General features: G+C 70.5%; 11 protein-coding genes. 5 read left to right on the forward strand and 6 right to left on the reverse strand.

Annotated elements, in window-relative coordinates; translation table 11 throughout:
• Positions 1-110: 110 nt before the first annotated feature.
• On the reverse strand, positions 111-1217 hold the full coding sequence (gene mnmA, locus HCR12_RS09135) for a tRNA 2-thiouridine(34) synthase MnmA (RefSeq protein WP_191412326.1): 1107 nt from the start codon (positions 1215-1217) through the stop codon (positions 111-113).
• A 73-nt stretch (positions 1218-1290) separates the two neighbouring features.
• Positions 1291-2439 carry a cysteine desulfurase family protein gene (locus HCR12_RS09140; protein ID WP_166865634.1) on the reverse strand — a complete coding sequence of 383 codons (1149 nt, stop codon included), beginning with the start codon at positions 2437-2439 and terminating at the stop codon, positions 1291-1293.
• Between the two features lie 66 nt (positions 2440-2505).
• Here HCR12_RS09140 and glgX point away from each other — a divergent pair, with 66 nt between their 5' ends.
• Positions 2506-4551: a glycogen debranching protein GlgX gene (glgX, locus tag HCR12_RS09145; RefSeq protein WP_166865636.1), complete on the forward strand. Its 2046-nt coding sequence runs from the start codon at positions 2506-2508 to the stop codon at positions 4549-4551.
• A 1-nt stretch (position 4552) separates the two neighbouring features.
• Entirely contained in the window at positions 4553-5026 is a 474-nt protein-coding gene (gene ybaK / locus HCR12_RS09150) for a Cys-tRNA(Pro) deacylase (protein ID WP_166865637.1), read from the forward strand.
• A 6-nt stretch (positions 5027-5032) separates the two neighbouring features.
• Here ybaK and HCR12_RS09155 read toward each other — a convergent pair whose 3' ends face one another.
• Both HCR12_RS09155 and glgP read right to left on the reverse strand, forming a co-directional pair.
• Positions 5033-6235, reverse strand: coding sequence for an MFS transporter (locus HCR12_RS09155; protein WP_224763388.1), 1203 nt, complete (start codon positions 6233-6235; stop codon positions 5033-5035).
• On the reverse strand, positions 6232-8790 hold the full coding sequence (gene glgP, locus HCR12_RS09160) for an alpha-glucan family phosphorylase (RefSeq protein ID WP_166865640.1): 2559 nt from the start codon (positions 8788-8790) through the stop codon (positions 6232-6234). Before glgP ends, HCR12_RS09155 begins: the two co-directional genes overlap by 4 nt.
• Before the next feature lie 203 nt (positions 8791-8993).
• On the opposite strand from glgP, the gene HCR12_RS09165 reads away from it, so the two are divergent.
• Entirely contained in the window at positions 8994-11000 is a 2007-nt protein-coding gene (locus HCR12_RS09165; protein WP_370589304.1) for an alpha-1,4-glucan--maltose-1-phosphate maltosyltransferase, read from the forward strand.
• A 1-nt stretch (position 11001) separates the two neighbouring features.
• Positions 11002-13164, forward strand: a complete 2163-nt coding sequence (gene glgB / locus HCR12_RS09170; protein WP_166865643.1) for a 1,4-alpha-glucan branching protein GlgB — start codon at positions 11002-11004, stop codon at positions 13162-13164.
• Between the two features lie 23 nt (positions 13165-13187).
• Here glgB and HCR12_RS09175 read toward each other — a convergent pair whose 3' ends face one another.
• A complete protein-coding gene (locus HCR12_RS09175) occupies positions 13188-14108 on the reverse strand; it encodes a tetratricopeptide repeat protein (protein ID WP_166865645.1) in 921 nt (306 codons plus the stop codon).
• A 5-nt stretch (positions 14109-14113) separates the two neighbouring features.
• Complete coding sequence (locus tag HCR12_RS09180) at positions 14114-15835, reverse strand: DUF8094 domain-containing protein (RefSeq protein WP_166865647.1); 1722 nt, start codon at positions 15833-15835, stop codon at positions 14114-14116.
• 284 nt (positions 15836-16119) lie between these two features.
• On the opposite strand from HCR12_RS09180, the gene HCR12_RS09185 reads away from it, so the two are divergent.
• Positions 16120-18513, forward strand: coding sequence for a hypothetical protein (locus tag HCR12_RS09185; RefSeq protein WP_191412327.1), 2394 nt, complete (start codon positions 16120-16122; stop codon positions 18511-18513).
• Positions 18514-18520: the final 7 nt, after the last annotated feature.

Raw genomic sequence — 18520 nt, forward strand, 5'->3', positions numbered from 1 at the left:
TCGCAAATGACCGCCGACACGCCGGGCGAGCCGCAATTTGCGACCCCTCCCCGAAGCCACTCGAACGCCCGCGCCGCCAGGATGCGGCGGCAGCTCGCGGTAGGGGCGAGTCAGGAGGCGGCGACCGGCACGGCCGAGACGGTGCGGTCGATCGTGCACTGCCCCATGACCCGCGTGCCGACATAGACGACCGCCGTCTGGCCGGGCGCGACGCCCTCGAGCGGCGCATCGACACGCACCACGAGCTCGCCGCCGGTCACCTGCGCGAACGCGGGAACAGGGTCGCCGTGCGCCCGCACCTGCACGTCGCACGCGAAGCCGGCCTCGGCGTCCGCGGGTGCGGCCCCGGCCCACGTGAAGCGGGAACCGGCGAGCTCGGCGATCGCGAGTGCCTCCTTGGGGCCGACGACCACCTCGTTCGTCTTCGGGCGCACCTCGAGCACGAACCGCGGTCGTCCGTCCGGCGCGGGGTAGCCGATGTTGAGCCCCTTGCGCTGCCCCACGGTGAACGCAGCGGCACCCGGATGCGTGCCGAGCACGTTGCCCTCGCGATCCAGGATGTCCCCCTGCTCGGCTCCCACCTTCTCGGCGAGCCAGCCGCGGGTGTCGCCGTCGGGGATGAAGCAGATGTCGTGGCTGTCGGGCTTGTTCGCGACGGTGAGGCCGCGTGCCTCCGCCTCGGCGCGCACTTCAGCCTTGGAGGGGGTCGCTCCGAGGGGGAACCACGCGTGCGCAAGCTGCTCGGCGGTCAGCACGCCGAGCACATACGACTGGTCCTTCGCCCATGCGGCCGCACGGTGCAGCTCGGGGCCGTCGGCGCCGTCGCGCACCTCCGCGTAGTGACCGGTGACTACGGCGTCGAAGCCGAGCGCGAGCGCCTTGTCGAGCAGGGCCGCGAACTTGATCCGCTCATTGCAGCGCATGCACGGATTCGGGGTGCGGCCGGCGGCGTACTCGCTGATGAAGTCGTCGATGACGTCCTCGCGGAAGCGCTCCGAGAAATCCCACACGTAGAACGGGATGCCGAGCTTCGCGGCGGCGCGACGCGCATCCATCGAGTCCTCGATCGTGCAGCAGCCGCGGGATCCGGTGCGCAGGGTGCCGGGCATGCGCGAGAGCGCGAGATGCACGCCCACGACCTCGTGGCCCGCCTCGACGGCGCGCGCGGCCGCCACGGCACTGTCGACGCCGCCGCTCATCGCCGCGAGAACCTTCACCGCACCAGGGTACGCGCACCCGCCTGTGCGCCGCCCGACCCGGCACCGCACCATCTCGGGAGGAGAAGACGCGTCAGCCCGCGGCGGCGCGGGCGCCCGCGACGGCGGCGGGGATGGCGGCGAGGAACGCGTCGACGTCGGCATCGGCGGTGTCATGGCCGAGGGTGATGCGCAGGGCACCGCGCGCCTCGCGCTCGGGCACCCCCATCGCGAGCAGCACGTGCGAGAGCTCGGCGACGCCCGCCTGGCATGCCGAACCGGTCGACACGGCGACTCCGGATGCGTCGAGCAGGTAGAGAAGCGCGTCGCCGTCGGCGCCCGCGAAGGTGAAGTGGGCGTTGCCGGCGACGCGCCCCGAAGACTCGGGGTCGCCGCGCAGCACGGCGCCCTCGACGGTCGAGAGCACTCCGGCCACGAGTCGGTCGCGCAGTGCTGCCACGCGCGTGAGCGGCAACGCGTCGACGGCGCGCGTCGCCGCCGCGCCGAACGCGAGCGCGCCCGCGGCATCCTGGGTTCCCGATCGGCCTCGCTGCTGGTCGCCGCCGTGCAGCAGCGGCTCCACGCGGGCGGTGCGGGCGAGTGCGAGGGCGCCGATCCCGACAGGCCCGCCGATCTTGTGCGCCGACACCGATACGGCCTCCGCCCCCACCGCGTGCACGTCGATCGGCAGCTGCCCGTAGGCGGCGACCGCGTCGAGATGCACCGGCACACCGTACGCATGCGCGAGTTCGACGATCCGCTCGACCGGCTGGACGGTGCCGACCTCGTTGCTCGCCCACAGCGCCGTCACGAGAGCCACGTCGTCACCGCCCTGCGCGAGCGCCGCGGCGAGCGCGTCGAGGCGGATGCGGCCGAGCTCGTCGAGTTCGATCCAGTCGATGGTGGCGCCCTCGTGGCGCGCGAGCCACTCGACGGCGTCGATGGTGGCGTGGTGCTCCCCGAGCGGCACGATGATGCGGGTCCGCGGCGCGCGCGCCCAGTACAGCCCCTTGATGCCGAGGTTGACGGATTCGGTTCCGCCGCTCGTGAGAACGACCTCGACGTCGTCGACGCCGAGCGATGCGGCGACGGCGGAGCGCCCCGTCTCGAGCATCTCGCGCGCGGTCTGGCCTGCTCCGTGGATGGATGCCGGGTTGCCGACGACGCGGAGCGCGCCGGTGTACACCTCGAGCACCTCGGGCGGCATCGGCGAGGTGGCTGCGTGGTCCAGATAGACCGTCATGCTCACCTCCGCAAGGCCGATCCGCGCGTTACAGGATCGTCACGCGCACCACCTAACCTAGACGGCATGCCTGACGCCGACCCGCTGTCTCACCTCGGCGTTCGCCACACGGATGCTGGCGGCGAGCTCCGCGTATGGAGCGCCCACGCCACCGCGATCGATCTGTGCATCTTCGATGCGCGCGACTCCGCCTGGGTGGCGGAGCGCGTCCCGCTGACGCGCGGCGAGGGCGACGTGTGGAGCGTGACCTCCGCCGCCCTCACCGCGGGCACCTCGTACGCCCTGAGCGTCGATGGCCCTGACGGCCCGACGCACGCGTTCGACGCGGACCGCTACCTGCTCGACCCGTACTCGCGCGGTCTCGCCCGCACGTCCGACGGCGGCTGGCGCAGCTACGTGCAGGATGAGGAGTTCGACTGGGAGGGCGTCGCGAAACCGCAGACGCCTCTCGATCACACGGTCATCTACGAGGCGCACGTGAAGGGGCTCACGAAGCTCAACCCCGATCTGCCCGAGGAGGTGCGCGGCACCTATGCCGGCCTCGCGCATCCGTCGACGATCGCGTATCTGAAGGATCTGGGGGTCACGGCGGTCGAGCTGCTGCCGGTGCACCAGTTCGTCTCGGAGCAGCGTCTCACCAAGATGGGGCTCGTCAACTACTGGGGCTACAACACCCTGCATTTCTTCACGCCGCACACCGCCTATGCGACGCACGCGGCGCAGGTGGGCGGATCGGGTGCGGTGCTGCGCGAGTTCAAGTCGATGGTGAAGGCGCTCCACGCGGCGGGCCTCGAGGTGCTCCTCGATGTCGTCTACAACCACACCTCCGAGGAGGGCAGGCTCGGCCCGACGACCTCGTTCCGCGGCATCGACAACGCCTCGTACTACCGCCAGGATGCCGCGGGTGCCTACATCGACACCACCGGATGCGGCAACGCGCTCGACTTCTCGCGCGAGGTGACGCAGCGGCTCGTCATGGATTCGCTGCGCTACTGGGCGAACGAGGTGCAGATCGATGGATTCCGCTTCGACCTCGCCGCGACCCTCGGGCGCGACGAGAACGTGGAGTTCCAGCGCGAGCATCCGCTGCTGAGGGCGATCCTCGACGATCCGGCGCTCGAGGGCGTGAAGAAGATCTCCGAACCGTGGGATGTCGGCATGGGCGGCTGGCAGGTGGGCAACTTCCCGGACGGCTGGTCGGAGTGGAACGACGGATACCGCGACCGGATGCGCAACTTCTGGCTGCGCGACGTCGCCGACTTCCGTGAGACGGGGCGCGCATCCGAGGGCATCGGCTCACTCGCTCGGCGCCTCGCCGGCTCCAACCACGTGTTCGCGATCGAGCGCGGTCCGCTCGCGAGCGTCAACTTCGTGACCGCGCACGACGGCTTCACGGCGCGGGATCTCGTGAGCTACGACGAGAAGCACAATCTCGGCAACGGCGAGGACAACCGCGACGGATCCAGCGACAACAAGTCGTGGAACCACGGGGTCGAGGGTCCCACAGATGACGAGGAGATCAAGACGCGCCGCCGCAAGTCGGTGCGCAATCTGCTCGGCACGCTGCTGCTGTCGGCGGGTGTTCCGATGCTCACCGCGGGCGATGAGTTCGGCCGCACCCAGCGCGGCAACAACAACGCGTACTGCCACGATTCGGAGCTCACCTGGCTCAGCTGGGACCGGCAGGAGTGGCAGGAGGACCTGCTCGCGGTGGTGAAGACACTCACCCAGCTGCGTCGCGAGAACCCGGCGCTGCGTCCGGTGCGCTTCGGACGCTTCGGTGAGATGACCCCGTCGGCGAGCCAGATGGACTGGTACAACAAGGCCGGCGAGACGATGTCGATCGAGGACTGGGACTCCCCCGAGCAGCGCACGCTGCAGTACCTCGCCGCGTCGACGCCCGAGTTCGAGGAGTTCAACCGCATCCTGCTGGTCGTGCACGGTCTCGACACCGAGGTGATGGTGACGCTGCCGTCGCATGAGGGTGTCGAGCAGTACACGCTGCTGTGGGACTCGGGCCACGACGACATCTCCGAGGTCGAAGGCGTGCACCATCCGGGTGAGCAGCTCGTGATGGCTCCCTCGTCGATGCTGCTGTTCCGGGCCACCTGATATGGCGGGTGGGACTCCGGCGACGGTCGCGCTCACGGCCGCAGGCATCCGCTTCACCGAGCACGCGTACACGCACGACCCGGCGAACCGCGACTTCGGCATGGAGGCGGCGACAGCTCTTGGCCTCGACCCGGATCAGGTGTTCAAGACCCTTCTCGCGGATGTCGACGGGCGTCTCGTCGTGGGCATCGTGCCGGTCACCTCGAAGCTCGATCTGAAGGCGCTCGCATCCGCAGCGGGCGGCAAGAAGGCGGTCATGGCGGATCCGTCGGTCGCCGAACGCAAGACGGGCTACATCGTGGGCGGGATCAGCCCCATCGGGCAGAAGAACCGGCATGTGACGGTGCTCGACGAGACGGCGGAGCTGTGGGATGTGGTCTACGTCTCGGGCGGTCGGCGCGGCTTCGACATCGGCATCGCTCCCGCGGATCTCGTGTCCGTCACGGATGCCGTGGTCGCCGACATCGCCCGCTGACGAGACCTATTCGGGCTGTGCGTTCGCGACGGTCCGACGCGGCTCGGTGCCGAGGCTCGCGACCACCCCGATGACGGCGAGCGCCAGGGGCACCATGAGCGCGCCCCGCAGCCCCACCTCTTCGCCGATGACGCCCAGCACGGGTGGCCCGACGAGGAACGCGACGTAGCCGGCGGTCGCGGCGAGCGCGATCCGCCGAGCCGGCTCCGGCCCGGATGCTCCCGCCGCCGACAGCGCGACGGGGAATCCGAGCGAAGCGCCGAGCCCCCACAGCACGATCGCCGCGACGGCGACGGCCTGCGACTCGGTGAACGAGACGACGGCGATGCCCACGACGGCGCTCACGGCGCTCACCGCGAGCATCGCGGGACGACCGAATCGGTCGACGAGCGGCCCGCCCGCGAAACGTCCGATCGTCATCGCGCCCGCGAACACCGCGAACACGGCAGAACCCCAGCCCTCGTCGAAGCCGAAGTCGTCGACCATGAGAAGCGGGATCCAGTCGTTGGCGCTGCCTTCGGCGAGCGCCATCGCGAGGATGACGACCCCGATGAGCAGCAGGCGCGGGTCACGCCAGAGCTCCCGCCCGGATCCGGAGGCGCGGACCTGGCCGCGCTCGGAACGGCCCACTCCCGAGGGGAGGGCGCGCACCGCGGGCACGGTGATCGCGAGCGCCACCATGGCCACGATCAGCAGGTGCCACAGCACCGGGAAGTCGATGGATGCGAACACGATCCCCGCGACGGCACCCGCGGTGGTGCCGAGGCTGAAGCAGCCGTGCAGGAGCGGCAGGAAGGTGCGGCCCATGATCCGCTCCACCTCACCGCCTTCGACGTTCATCGCCACTTCGGCGGCGCCCATGCCCGCCCCGAAGATCGCGAGTCCCACGATCGTGAGCGGCATCGAGCCGAGGTGCGTTCCGAGACCGATGACCACCATGCTCACGACGACGCCGAAGGCTCCCGCCGTGATGATGGGGCGGGTGCCGAAGCGCGCGACGAGGGCACCCGAGGAGAGGATGCCGACCATCGAGCCTCCGGAGAGCCCGAACAGCACGAGCCCCATCTCCGCGAGCGAGGCCCCGAGCGCGTCGCGGATGGCTGGCGTGCGCGTCACCCAGGAGGCGATGGCTGCGCCGGGCGCGAAGTAGAGCCCGATGAGGGCGAGCCGTCGTGCGCTCGTCGACGACGTCAGGTCAGCGCGGCTCACGAGGCGGTCGCGACGAGGCCGAGCTCGGCACGGGCCGTCAGCAGCTCATGTCGCGGGATGACGCGCACCGTGTAGCCGAAGCCTCCGGGGCGGTGGAGGCTGACGGAGCCGGAGTAGACGGCGGGGCGTCCGAGGTCATGGCTCTCGAGCGTCAGCGGCACGACCTCGACATCGCTCAGGTCGTCACCTCCGCGCGGGCGGCCGTGAACGAGCTCCACCGCGACGTCGTCCGAGCTGAGCTCGCCGAGCTCCACATAGGCGCGCACGCGCAGCTCCTCCCCCACGTGCGGCGAGGAGTCGACGCCACCCGATTCGACATGAGACACGTGCACGTCGGGCCACGCACGACGCACGTGGTCGATCCACGCGGCGAGCGCGCGGGCAGGGGCGGCGTCATCCGCGGTCACTCGGCGCTCGGATCGCGCAGCCGGCACGTAGAGGTTCTCCACGTACTCGCGCACCATGCGGTCCGCTGACAGCTCGGGCGACAGCGTCGTGAGGGTGTGGCGGATGTCGGCGATCCACTCCGTCGGCACCCCGTCGACCCCGCGGTCGTAGAACCGGGGCGCGATCTGGTGCTCGATGAGGTCGTACATCGCGGCCGCTTCGAGAGCGTCGCGCTCGTCCGAGTCGCCCGCGGAGTCAGCCGTCGGAATCGCCCACCCGTTGTGTCCGTCGTAGTGCTCGTCCCACCATCCGTCGAGGATCGACAGGTTGAGGCTGCCATTGAGGGCCGCTTTCATGCCCGACGTGCCGCACGCTTCGAAGGGTCGCAGGGGGTTGTTGAGCCAGACGTCGCAGCCGGGGTACAGCACGTGCGCCATGCCGATGTCGTAGTCGGGCAGGAACACGATGCGCTCGCGCACGGCCGGGTCGGCCGAGAATTCGACGAGCAGCTGGATGAGACGCTTGCCGCCGTCGTCGGCCGGATGCGACTTGCCTGCGATCACGAGCTGCACGGGGCGCTCAGGGTCGGTGAGCAGACGCTTCAGCCGCTCGGGGTCGTGAAGCATGAGGGTCAGGCGCTTGTAGGTGGGAACGCGGCGAGCGAACCCGATCGTGAGCACGTCGGGCGAGAGCAGCTCCGCGTACCAGGGCGGCACGGCCGTGCCGGCGTTCTGCTCGGCCCAGGCGGCCGACACGCGGCGGCGCGCGTCGTGCACGAGCTGCTCGCGCAGCCGGCCGCGCAGCTGCCACAGCTCCGTGTCGCTCACGGCGTCGCTCGTCCAGTCGCAGCGCGTGGCATCCGCGGTGCCGAAGCGCTGCTCGGCGAGCGCGATCACCTGACGGTCGGTCCAGGTGGCCGGGTGCACGCCGTTGGTGATGGATCCGATGGGCACCTCGTCGGCGTCGAAGCCGGGCCAGAGCGACGCGAACATGTGGCGGCTCACGTCGCCGTGCAGTCGCGAGACGCCGTTGGCGCGCTGCGCGAGCCGCAGCCCCATGACGGCCATGTTGAACCGGCCGGGGTCGCCGCCTTCGTAGTCCTCTGCGCCGAGGGCGAGCACATCCGCGACGTCCACCCCAGGCAGAAGGTCGGTCGAGAAGTAGCGCTCGATGAGTCCCATGTCGAAGCGGTCGATGCCCGCGGCCACCGGGGTGTGGGTCGTGAAGACGGTGCCGGCGCGCACGATCTGCAGGGCTGCGGAGAACGGCACCCCCTCCCCCACGAGTTCGCGGATGCGCTCGAGACCGAGGAAGCCCGCGTGGCCCTCATTGGTGTGGAACACCTCGGGCTCCGGCACACCGGTGAGCTGTGCGAATCGGGCGATGGCACGCACGCCTCCGATGCCCAGAAGCAGCTCCTGCAGCAGCCGGTGCTCGCCGCCGCCCCCGTAGAGGCGGTCGGTGACCGAACGGAGGTCGTCGGTGTTCTCGGGGATGTCGGTGTCGAGCAGCAGGAGGGGCACGCGGCCCACATCCAGCTTCCAGACGCGTGCCGAGAGCGCTCGCCCATCGGGCAGCGCGAGCACGATGCGCACGGCGACACCATCCGGCCCGCGCAGCACGCTCATCGGAAGACCGTCGGGGTCGAGCACCGGGTAGCTCTCCTGCTGCCAGCCGTCGCGCGAGATCGACTGCCGGAAGTAGCCGGCGCGGTAGAACAGGCCGACCGCGATGATCGGCACACCGAGGTCCGAGGCCGATTTGATGTGGTCACCCGCGAGGATCCCGAGGCCGCCGGAGTACTGCGGCAGCGCGTCGGCGATGCCGTACTCGGGCGAGAAGTAGCCGATCGTGCGGGGCGCGTCGCCGCCGAGCGTCTGGTACCAGCGCGGCTCCGCCATGTACGCCCGCAGCTCGTCCCGCAGCGCGGTCGCGCGCGCCACGAACTCCGCATCTCCCGCAAGCTCCTCGAGCCGCTGCGGCGAGACCTCGCCCTGCATCCGGTACGGGTCGCCATCGAGCTCGACCCACAGCTCCGGATCGATGTCGCGGAACAGGGCGATGGTGGGCTGGTGCCATGACCAGCGCAGGTTCGCCGCGAGCTCTTCGAGGGGCGCGAGCGCCTCGGGAAGCACGGTGCGCACGGTGAAACGTCGAATGGCCTTCACAGGCACAACACTATGCGTGCGAGGTGCATGGGCTCATCGCAGAAGCAGCGGAGGCGCGTCGGCGCCCCCAGCGAGTCGTGTCGCCTCTGCGCGTCAACAGCGCGGACCCGTCACCCGGCACTGACAGCCTGGCGCACCCCGAAAGTGGAGGACCCGGAGCTGTCCCCCTCGGCCTCTGCGCAGGGAGGCGCTAGCGTCGAACCGTGCACACGGATCAACCCCTCGAGACGGTGGTGCCTGCGGCCCGCGTCGGCCGCATCCCCATCCGACACCTCGCGCCGCAGCAGCCCGAGAACCGCTGGCCTGCGAAGGCCTACGAATCGGAGGTGGTGCCGTTCGAGGCGACCGTCTTCCGCGAGGGCCACGATCTGCTCGGAGCGGAGGTCGTCCTGACCCAGCCCGATGGCACCGAGGCGATACTCCCCATGCGCCTGCGGGGAGCGGGCACCGATCGCTGGCGCGCCGAGCACCAGATGACGATGATCGGTCGGCACCGTTTCCGGGTTCGCGCGTACACCGACGACTGGGCTACGTGGCTGCACGCCGCCCAGATCAAGCTCGCTGCCGGCGACGACCCCGATCTCGTGTTCGCCGCAGGCGCCGAGCTCCTCGATCGTGTGCCCGGCAAGATCGCCGCTGACGCGCGCACCGCCTTCGCCGAGCGCACACGCCCCGCCGCCGACCGCCTCAAGGTGGCGCTCGACCGTCGCCTCACGGCGCAGATCGCGCGGCACCCGCTGCGATCGCTCGTGACCGAATCCGAGACACTCGATCTCGTCGTGCAGAGGCGCCGCGCCGCGGTGGGCAACTGGTACGAGTTCTTCCCGCGCTCCGAAGGAGCCGTCCGCCACCCCGACGGCACCTGGACCTCGGGCACGTTCCGCACCGCCGCCACGCGACTCCCGGCCGTCGCCGCGATGGGCTTCGACGTGCTCTACCTGCCGCCCATCCACCCCATCGGCACCACGTTCCGCAAGGGCCCCAACAACTCCACCGTCGCCGGCCCCGGCGATCCTGGCAGCCCCTGGGCCATCGGCTCCGCCGCGGGCGGCCACGACGCCATCCACCCCGACCTCGGCACCGAGAAGGACTTCGCCCACTTCGTGGCACAGGCCCAGAAGCACGGCATCGAGATCGCCCTCGACCTGGCCCTGCAGTGCTCCCCCGACCACCCGTGGGTCACCGAGCATCCCGAATGGTTCACGCACCGGCCTGACGGCACGATCGCCTACGCCGAGAACCCGCCCAAGAAGTACCAGGACATCTATCCGATCAACTTCGACAACGACCCCGCGGGGCTGCGCGCCGAAGTGCTGCGCATCGTCGAACTGTGGATCAGCCGCGGCGTGCGCATCTTCCGCGTCGACAACCCTCACACCAAGCCTCTCGACTTCTGGGAGTGGCTGCTCGCCGTCGTCGCCGACCGGCATCCGGACGTCGTGTTCCTCGCCGAGGCGTTCACACGTCCGGCGATGATGTTCTCGCTCGCGGGCGTCGGATTCCACCAGTCGTACTCGTACTTCACCTGGCGCAACACCAAGGAGGAGCTCGAGGAGTTCCTCGCCGGGATCGCCGGCGAGAGCGCCGACTACTTCCGGCCGAACCTGTTCGTGAACACGCCCGACATCCTCACCGAGTACCTGCAGTTCGGGGGCCATGCGGCGTACAAGGTGCGCGCGGCGCTCGCGGCGACGGGCTCGCCCAGCTGGGGCGTCTATGCGGGCTACGAGCTCTTCGAGGATGTCGCGCGCCCCGGATCCGAGGAGAACATCGACAACGAGAAGTACGAGTACAAGCAGCGCGACTGGGCCGCGGCGGAGGCGTCGGGCAGCAGCCTCGCCCCCTACCTCACGATGCTCAACCGCGTGCGCGCCGAACACCCCGCGCTCGCGCAGCTGCGGGGTCTGCGCATCCATTGGAGCGACGACGACGCGATCCTCGTGTACTCCCGTCACCTCGACGGCGCCTTCACCGGCACAGGACGCCCCGACACGATCATCGTCGTCGCGAACCTCGACCCGCACTCGGTGCGCGAGACGACGGTGCACCTGGATCTCGACGCGCTCGGCATCGCTCCGGGGTCGACGTTCACCGTGCGCGACCTCGTCACGGGAGCCATGTGGACGTGGGGCGAACACGACTATGTGCGGCTCGATGCCTTCGTCGAGCCCGTGCACATCCTCTCCGTCGACCGCACGAAGGGACACTGAGATGAGCCCGAGCGCCGCCCTGCCCCTCCTCGACGCGGAGCTCGTGCTGAGCCTCGTCGAGGGCCGCCACCCGAACCCCCACGAATGGCTCGGGCAGCACCGGATCGGTGACGCCTGGGTGATCCGCGCGGTGCGCCCGCTGGCCGAGTCGGTCGTCGCCGTGCGCGCGGACGGCACGGAGGTGCCGCTCGCACATGTGGCGCATGGGCTCTGGCAGGGTGTCGCGCCGGATGCGCAGGCGTACGACATCGTCGCGCGCTACGCGGACGCTCCCGACTGGCGAACCGGCGATCCGTACCGCTTCGGACCGTCCATCGGCGAGGTCGACCTGTTCCTGTGGGGCGAGGGGCGCCATGAGCAGCTCTGGAAGGTCTTCGGCGCGCATGTGAAGACCCACGAGAGCACCCCCGGAACGGGATTCGTCGTGTGGGCGCCGCACGCGCGCGCCGTCCGCGTCGTGGGCGACGTCAACGGCTGGAACGGCGCGGGGCACGCGATGCGCCGCCTCACCGACACGGGCGTGTGGGAGCTCTTCGTGCCGGGCCTCGGCGCCGGCAGCATCTACAAGTTCGAGATCCTCACAGCCCAAGGAGAGTGGGCGACGCGTGCGGATCCGATGGCGCGCTTCACCGAGATTCCCCCGCAGACCGGGTCCGTGATCGGCGAGACCACCTACGTGTGGAATGACGCGACATGGATGACAGACCGCGGCGAACGCGACCCGCACCAGCAGGCGATGAGCGTCTACGAGCTGCACCTGGGCTCCTGGAAGCCGGGACTCTCGTACCGGGACGCGGCGGATGAGCTCATCGCCTACGTCACCGAGCTCGGGTTCACCCACGTGGAGTTCATGCCGCTCGCCGAGCACCCCTACGGAGGTTCGTGGGGCTACCAGGTGACGGGCTACTACGCACCCACGAGCCGCTTCGGGCATCCTGATGACCTCCGCTACCTCATCGACCGCCTCCACCAGGCGGGCATCGGCGTGATCATGGACTGGGTTCCCGCCCACTTCCCGAAGGATGAGTGGGCGCTCGCGCGCTTCGACGGCGAACCGCTCTACGAGTACGCGGATCCGCGCGTGGGCGAACACCCCGACTGGGGCACGCTCGTGTTCGACTTCGGCGACTCGCAGGTGCGCAACTTCCTCGTCGCGAACGCCCTGTACTGGCTCGAGGAGTTCCACATCGATGGTCTCCGCGTGGACGCCGTCGCGAGCATGCTGTACCGCGACTACTCCCGCAAGGCGGGCGAATGGGTGCCCAATGTGCACGGCGGGCGGGAGAACCTCGAGGCCATCTCGTTCCTCCAGGAAGTCAACGCGACCGCCTACAAGCGCAACCGCGGGATCGTGATGATCGCCGAGGAATCGACGTCGTTCCCCGGCGTCACCGCCCCCACCGACAGAGCGGGCCTCGGCTTCGGGCTCAAGTGGAACATGGGGTGGATGCACGACAGCCTGCAGTACATCCAGCAGGATCCGATGTGGCGCGGCGACCACCACGGCGAGATCACCTTCTCGTTCGTCTACGCCTTCAGCGAGGCGTTCCTGCTGCCCATCAGCCACGACGAGGTGGTGCACGGCAAGGGCTCGCTGCTGGGAAAGATGCCGGGCGATCACTGGCAGAAGCTCGCGAACGTGCGCGCCTACCTGTCGTTCATGTGGGCGCACCCCGGCAAGCAGCTGCTCTTCATGGGCTCCGAGTTCGCTCAGCCATCCGAATGGTCGGAGGCGCGCGGGCTCGACTGGGCGATGAGCGAGAAGCCCGCCCACCAGGGCATCAGCCGACTCGTCACGCAGCTGAATCGCGTGTATCGCGAGACACCGGCGCTGTGGGAGCTCGATGCGGACCCGTCCGGCTTCGAGCTGCTGGAGAGCGATCCCGGGGCGAACGTCGTCGCCATCCTGCGCCGCGCGCGCGGAGGCGACACCATCGTGTGCGTCGTGAACTTCGGCGGCAATCCTGTGGGGCCGTACCGCGTGGGGCTCCCCGCAGGCGGCGACTGGATCGAGGTGCTGAACTCGGATGCCGAGGAGTTCGGCGGATCCGGCGTCGGCAACCTCGGCCGGGTCACCGCGACCGACGAGCCGTGGCACGGCCAGCCCGCGTCGACGGTGCTCACCCTGCCGCCGCTCGGGGCGATCTGGCTGCGCCGCGCGTGACGCGCGTCAGTACGTGACGCGCGTCAGTACATCAGGAGCGTGAGCGCGCGACGCGCGGCGGCGACGCGAGGGTCCTCGGGCCCGCCGATCTCGAAGAACTCGACCATGCGCTCGCGGATGCGGTTCTTGCCATCCGCGTCGGCCACCGGGTAGAGCTCGAGCAGGCGCGTGAACGCGTCCTCGAGGTGTCCGCCGCTCATGTCGAGGTCGGCGACATCGAGCTGGGCGTCGACGTCCGTCGGGTTCGCGGCCGCCGCATCCCGGATCGCGGCGGCTGTCTTGCCGGTGAGGCGGTTCAGCAGCGACACCTGCGCAAGGCCCGCGACCGCGAGCGCGTCGCGCGGGTTCTCGGTGATCGCCTTGCGGTATGCCTCGATCGCCGCGGGGTAATCGCCCTCGTTGATCGCGTCATAGGCGGCCTGGTGGAGCGGCGGCAGCGGCTCCTCCTCCGGCTCGGCGGCCTCGGCGGCCTCACCGTCGCCCGCAGGAACGCTGCCGGTGACGCCGTGCTGAGCGGCGAGCGCCAGCAGCTCCTCGAACACCTGGCGCACCTCCTCCTCCGCGGGGATGCCGAGGAACAGGTTCACGGGCCGGCCGGCGATCACCGCGGCGACAGCGGGCACCTCGCGCACCTGGAACGCCTGCGCGAGGCCCGGGTTCGTCGAACCGTCGACGACGGCGAGCACGAGGCGTCCGCCGAACGACTCGACGATCGGACCGAGTGCGCTCTCGAGCCCGGGCGCGATGATCTCGACGACGACCGGCACGCGGTTCGACAGCTCGAGCACACTCGGGAACTCGGCATCATTCGTCTCGAAGACGAGCGACGACGCGCCCCTCTGTGGTGCGCTCGGCTGCCCGCTCGGGGCGGGCGCGTTCGCGCGACGGACAAGTCCGGACAGGTCGACAGCGCCTCGAAGGCTCGACGGGGGCAGTTCGCTCACGTGGTCTACGGTACTTCGGTCGCCGACACGATGTTCTGCGCGAAGCCCAGAACACGCACCTTCTCGCCTTCCGCGGTGAGCGGCGGCACGTAGAAGAGCACCTGCGTGGCGTACACGCTCGTGAAGCCCTTGGTCGTCGTGGTCTTCCCCGACAGCGCCTTCACGGTGCCCTTCGGGTTGATTGCGGCGCCCGTCTCCGCGGGCCTGACCGTCTCGCTCTCGCGGATGTCGACGGCGACGATCGCTCCCGTGTCGAGCGTCGTCATCGCGTACGGCGCTGCGGTGCCGGGCTGGCTGGTGAACTCGAACACCGCGGTGCCGATCTCGGCGCGACGCGCTTCCTTCTGCGCGGCGCCGAGGTTCTCGCGCACGAGGTCGTTCTCCGGATCGAAGATCGCCGCGAACGCGGAGGCGTCGCCGTTGATGAGCAGGTCGCCGTACTGGGTGGCGAGCTGACCGGGCGTGTAGGCGAGCAGCTTGTTGTCGGGCGCGAGGGACGCGGCACCGAGGTCGGCGGGCGCCATCTCGGGAATCGACTGCGTCAGGCGCAGCAGGTAGTGCACCTTGTACTGGTCGCGAGGGCTCTCCTGCACGAGCATCACGCCGTAGTCGTCATTCTCGGCACCGGCGATCGATGCGAACACGATGCGCGGCCACACGTGCAGCTGCTGCGGCACGATGAGCTCGACCTCGCCGGCGGGGAACGCGGCGATCGCGGGGATCGCGGGGTCTGCGGTGGTCGCCTTGTAGTTCGCGGCGCGAGCTTCGAGCGCGGGGCCCGCGAGACGCGTGCTCGCGGCGGCCTCGTCCTTGGCGGCGTCTGCCGCGGTGACGGTCTCGACGATGCGCGAGATGATGCGCTCCACCTGCGACTTGGTCGCGACGGGCGGCTCGAATTCGGGGGTCTCGGAAGCCGCCGAGGGGTCGGGCGACTCCGCGGGCGCGATGGCGCCGTCGGCGGTGCAGCCGCCGAGAGCGAGGGCGCCGACGAGCAGCACGGGGATCGCGGTGAACGTGCGGCGGCGTCCCTTGAGAGGAGCGGTGAGGGCGGCGCGGCGCGGCGCGGGCTTGAGCTGCGCGGGCTTCGGGGGCTTGGGCATCTTGGTGGTCTTGCGACGAGGTCCGTGCTTGCGACGGGCGTGGATGAGCGCCCACAGCAGGACGATGAGCCCGAGGAGCAGCAGGCCGATGCCGGTCACGATGAGCGGACCCGACCACGGGGTGGAGTTGTCGAGAGGCCACGTCACCGAGACGGCGGACGGGGCGGGAGCCGTTCCGTCACTCGCCAGGAGCAGCGAGACGTCCGCGGGGACGTTGATGCGGCGGGTGAGCTCGCTGTCGGGGCTGCTGAACTCGGCCAGCCACAGGTCGGATCCGACCGGCGAGGGGTTCTGGGTCTCGGTGCCGTCGACCTCCTCGACGACGGTCTCACCGGTCTCCTCGTCGAGGGTGATGAGCGCGTTGGGGGCGTCGCCGACCCAGGCGACGACGTCGCTCGTGCGTCCGTAGGCCATGAACACCGTCTCGGAATCCGCCGCGGAGACGAGCTGCGAGCCGGTGTTGCTGTTGAGAATGGTGCCGTCGACGATGACGAAGGGCACATCGCCCTCGATCTCGACGGCGGTGGTCAGGTGATCGGGACCCTGCCAGATGGTGCGCTGTGCGACGCCGATGCCCGCCGTGATGACGGCGGCGACGAACAGCACGATCGCGATGACGAATCGCACAGATTTACTCCTCTCGAGCTGCCCGAGCGGAGGTGTCCGGTCGGTCCGCGCCGCCCCGAAGGGCTGCGGATCTCGCATGGGGGCGAGCGAGGCAGCAGGCAAAGACACCCAAGGTTAGCGGACATGGTGTGTCTCACCCCGGATGGCTCCGGGGAGAACCCTGGGAGTCACCTGATCGATCTTCAGCACCTGGCACGCCGTCGACCCCTGCGCCGATTACACTCGGGAGGGTTCCGGACCACCGATGGCCCGAACCCCAGACCTTTCCCGAACGAGGAGCGCACGTGGCGGCAGACGACGCGGGATTCAGTACCGAGCTTCGCGGCTATAAGAAGGACGAAGTCGACCAGACGGTCACATCCCTTCGACGCGACCTCATCAAGGCGACCTCCGACCGGGCCGACGCCCTCAAGGAGGTCAAGCGCCTTCAGGCGCTCGCCGACGACCTGCAGGCAGAGATCGATGAGGTGGGCAGCCCCACCTACTCGGGCCTCGGCACGAAGCTCGAGAACACGCTCCGCATCGCGGAAGAGCAGTCCACGCGCCTCATCGCACAGGCCGATATCGACGCCGAGCGGATGCGCGCATCCGTCCAGCACGAGATCGATGCCCTCCGCGCTGAGGCCGCTGAGACGAGCGGACGCCTCATCCAGGATGCGCAGTCCGACAGCGACCGTCTTCTGGCAACCGCCCGCGACGAAGCGGATGCGCTTGTGACGCGCGCCAAACTCGACGCCGAATCGACCACGCAGGAGGCCCTGCGCGAAGCAGCGGCCATCCGCGGAGCCGTCGCGACGGAGGCCGCCGAAGCCCGCGCCGGTGCCCGCCGCGAGGCCACAGCGTTGCGCGCCGAGGTCGAGCGGGAGCTCGCCGAGCTGCGCGTCGTCGCCCAGCGCGAAGTCGCCGAGGCCCGCGACGCCGCCGCCGAGCTCGCCCGTGACACCGAGCGACGCCGTGCCGAGTTCGAGGCGGAGGACGCTCGTGCGCGCGCCGCCCTCGCCCACGACATCGAACAGGGACGCACCGACCTCGAGCGCGAGATCGCCGAGAAGCGCGAAGCCCTGCGCATCGACACGGAGGCCGCCGCCGCCGCCCTCGCCGCCGACACCGAGAAGGCCCGCGCCGAACTCGCGGGGGCCACGGCGTCCGATCGCGCCGCCCTGGCCGCCGAGACCGCCAACGCCCGCGCCGCCCTCGAAGCAGAGATCGCGCAGCGCACCGCCGCCCTCGAGACCCAGCTCTCGGAGGCACGCGCCGCCCTCGACAACGAGACCTCGAGCGCACGCACGCAGCTCGAGGCCGAACTGTCGGCGGCTCGCACGGCGCTCGATGCCGAGGTTGCGAGCACCAAGTCCGCCCTGGAGGCCGAGGTCACGACGACCAAGGCATCGCTCGAGTCCGAGGTCGCCTCCACGCGGGCCGCCCTCGAGGCCGAGGTCACGAGCGCGCGCAGCCGACTGAACGCCGAGCTCACGTCCGCCCGCGAGGCGCAGGCCGGAGAGCTGCAGACCCTGCGCGAGGCGCAGGCGGCCGAGCTCCAGGCCGCACGGGAGTCCCAGGCCGCCGAGCTGCGTGCAGAGCGCGACGCACACGCGGCAGCCCTCAAGGCCGAGCGTGAGAGCCACGACGCCGCGATCGCCGCTGAGCGGGAGGCGCACGACGTCGCCCTCCGCACCGAGCGCGAGGCGATCGACAGCGAGGTCGCGACCACGCGCCGCACGCTCACGACCGAGCTCGCCCACGTCCGCTCCGCACAGGAGACCGAGCTCGCGGCCGCCCTTGCCGCGTGGCAGACCGAGGAGTCGTCCGCGCGAGAGGGCTGGGCCGCCGAGCTGCAGGCCGCTCGCGAGGCCCTCGCGGCCGAGACGGCCGCGCTGCGCGCCGAGGCCGAGCAGGAGGCCGCTCAGCTGCGCGCCACCGCCGCGTCCGAGACCGAGAAGCTCCGCACCGACGTCGCGCGCGAGGCCGCACGCGTGCGCGACGAGCTCGCCGCCGAGCAGGAGGCGCACCGCGCCCGCATCGAGCACGAGAACGCCGAGCAGGCGTCGCGCCTGCAGGCCCTCGCCGAGCAGGCGCGCGCCGACCTCGACGTCGAGCTCGCCGCCCGTCGCGACGAAGCCGAGAAGGACTACCTCTCCAAGCACCAGGAGGCCGCCGCCGCGACGCAGAAGTACCTCGACGAGGCAACTGCCGAGCTCCAGGAGGCAAGCGCTCGCGCCGCCGAGAAGCGCGCCGAGGTCGACTCGCTCGAGAACGTCGCGAAGGTGGAGGCTCGCCAGATCAGCGAGAACGCCCGCACGGCGGCGACCGCGGCTGTGCGCGACGCCGAAGCCACCGCGAAGCGCATCGTCGCGGAAGCGGACGCACAGGCTCGTGCGCTCCTCGCGGATGCGGAAGAGCGTCTCGCGCGGATCCGCGTGGAGCGCGAGTCCGTCGCCAGCTACTTCGAGAGCCTCAAGGGTCTGCTCGCGGGTGCCGACAAGCTCGTGATGCCGCTCGCGGGGTTCCCGGTTCCGGGCGACGATGAGCCCAGTGCGGCGCCCGCCGCGGTCACCGCGCTGCCGTCCGACGTCGAGCCTGAGGACGCGCCGAAGGCCCCGGAAACGCCGGATGCCGATGACGCCGCGGCCGACACCGAGGACACACGAGAGGCCGCTCACACGACCACGGAGAGCTGAGGGCTAC

It is taken from the genome of Salinibacterium sp. ZJ70 (assembly GCF_011751865.2).
Lineage (GTDB): Bacteria > Actinomycetota > Actinomycetes > Actinomycetales > Microbacteriaceae > Homoserinibacter.

What these genes read in the sequence shown, in the direction of transcription:
- glgB (WP_166865643.1), top strand. Translation starts at nt 11,002, where the DNA reads ATGAGCCCGAGCGCCGCCCTGCCCCTCCTCGACGCGGAGCTCGTGCTG.
- HCR12_RS09140 (WP_166865634.1), bottom strand. Translation starts at nt 2,439, where the DNA reads ATGACGGTCTATCTGGACCACGCAGCCACCTCGCCGATGCCGCCCGAG.
- ybaK (WP_166865637.1), top strand. Translation starts at nt 4,553, where the DNA reads ATGGCGGGTGGGACTCCGGCGACGGTCGCGCTCACGGCCGCAGGCATC.
- glgX (WP_166865636.1), top strand. Translation starts at nt 2,506, where the DNA reads ATGCCTGACGCCGACCCGCTGTCTCACCTCGGCGTTCGCCACACGGAT.